1 protein-coding gene and 1 pseudogene are annotated in these 1,661 nt (G+C 76.2%); both read right to left on the reverse strand.

Features of this window, described 5'->3' with window-relative positions:
- Nucleotides 1–845, reverse strand: a pseudogene (locus GRC12_RS44245) (ComEC/Rec2 family competence protein); the annotation flags it as partial.
- Complete coding sequence (locus GRC12_RS44250; RefSeq protein ID WP_208786066.1) at nucleotides 842–1,582, reverse strand: ComEA family DNA-binding protein; 741 nt, start codon at nucleotides 1,580–1,582, stop codon at nucleotides 842–844. The gene GRC12_RS44250 and the pseudogene GRC12_RS44245, both read right to left, overlap by 4 nt.
- Nucleotides 1,583–1,661: the final 79 nt, after the last annotated feature.

The following is a 1,661-nucleotide window of genomic DNA, read 5'->3' on the forward strand; positions in this document are numbered from 1 at the left end:
GGCACGCCCTTCCCCCGGACCCGCAACACCCCGGCGACCCGGTCCCCACCGACCAGCGCGGGCACGACCCGCGCCACGACCCGCACCCGCGTGGAGGGCAGCAACTCGAGCCAGGGCGACCGTGACCGGCCCTCGACGGAGGGTGCCGTGCCGGCTTCCGCCCTGCCGACCGCCGCCCTGCCGGCTGCCGCCCCGTCGGCTTCCGCCCTGCCGGCTTTCGCCCCCCGGGACGCGGCGTTCACGATCATCAGCACGGGCGCCCGCGTCGTCACGACCGTTCCGTCCGCCTCCTCGACCCGGCGCACCTCTGCCTCGACCAGCACGGAGGCCGGGGCTGCGTGATCCCCTCTCACCCTGGGCCGGGTGACTCGTGGGTCGGACGTCACCTCGACCTCGGCCGTCACGGTGGCGTACCGCCGCGCCAACTCCGGCACGGGCCCACGGCGCACATCGGCACCGTGCAACCCGGCGGACACGGCGGCAGCGGCGACGCAGAGAAGCAGGGCGGCCAGAGAGGTCCGCGACCATGCGCCCCGCGGCCATGCACCCCTCCCAGTGCGGTCGCCCGCCACCACCCGTCTCCCCGCCAGCAGCAGACCCGCCGCGCCAAGACAGAACACCGCGATGCCCGTGACCCACCCCGGCGGGGCGTCCAGTGTCAGCGCCGCCGTCGCCCAGGTCGCGAGCGCGGGTGGGACGAGGCGCAGGTCCGTCGGTCCTTCCTGCCGGGGGTGAGCCGCTCCCAGGCGGGCTCCGGAGGCGGCGTGGACGGCGGCGCGGGTGTCGGCCCCCTCGCCGGCGCGGTGATCCGTGCCGTTCCCGGGGCGAACGGGGCCGCGGCTCATGGCCGTACCAGATTCCGCAGGTCGGCGAAGCGGCGGTCGCCGATGCCGTTCACCTCGCGCAGCTCGTCCACCGAGCGGAAGCCGCCGTGCTGTGTGCGGTAGTCGATGATGTGCTGGGCCAGGACAGGACCGACGCCCGGCAGGGTGTCGAGCTGGTCCACGGTCGCCGTGTTGAGGGCGACGGGCGTCCCGGGGGCCGCCCCTGCCGGACCACCGCCGGCCGCACCGGCAACACCCGCCGGACCGGGCGCCGGAGCGGCCGGACCGCCCACGACCACCTGCTCGCCGTCGACGAGGAAACGGGCCCGGTTGAGTCCGTCCGTGTTCGTGCCGGGCCGCACGCCACCGGCCGCGCGCAGGGCGTCGACGACCCGTGAACCGGCCGGCAGCCGTTGGATCCCGGGCCTGCGGACCTTGCCGCTGACGTCGACGACGATCTCGGCGCCGGCGGTGGCCCCGGCCAATCCCCCGGCCTGCGTCACACCGCCGGAGCCACCCGCACCTGACTCCCCGTCGGTCTTCCGGCCGTCGAGCCTCCCCTGCCCGAACTCCCCCTCCGCGCCCTTCCCTTCGCCGAGCGGCACCGCCGCCCGCACCACCTCCGGCGCCCGCACGGACTGCGGCCGCCCGCTCCAGAAGTGCTGCACGGCGAACACGGCTGCGACCACGAGCAGCACCCCGAGCGCGACCACGTTCCGCCGCTCCAGCCCGCACCGGGTCTGCAACCACACCGGCATCCGCTCCCGCAGCGCGGGTCCGACGCGCGCCCGCCAGGTCTCCACCGGCCGCCGGACATCGGTCTGTTCGGCCACATCT

Source organism: Streptomyces griseorubiginosus (genome assembly GCF_017614965.1).
Taxonomy (GTDB): Bacteria; Actinomycetota; Actinomycetes; order Streptomycetales; family Streptomycetaceae; genus Streptomyces; species Streptomyces griseorubiginosus_B.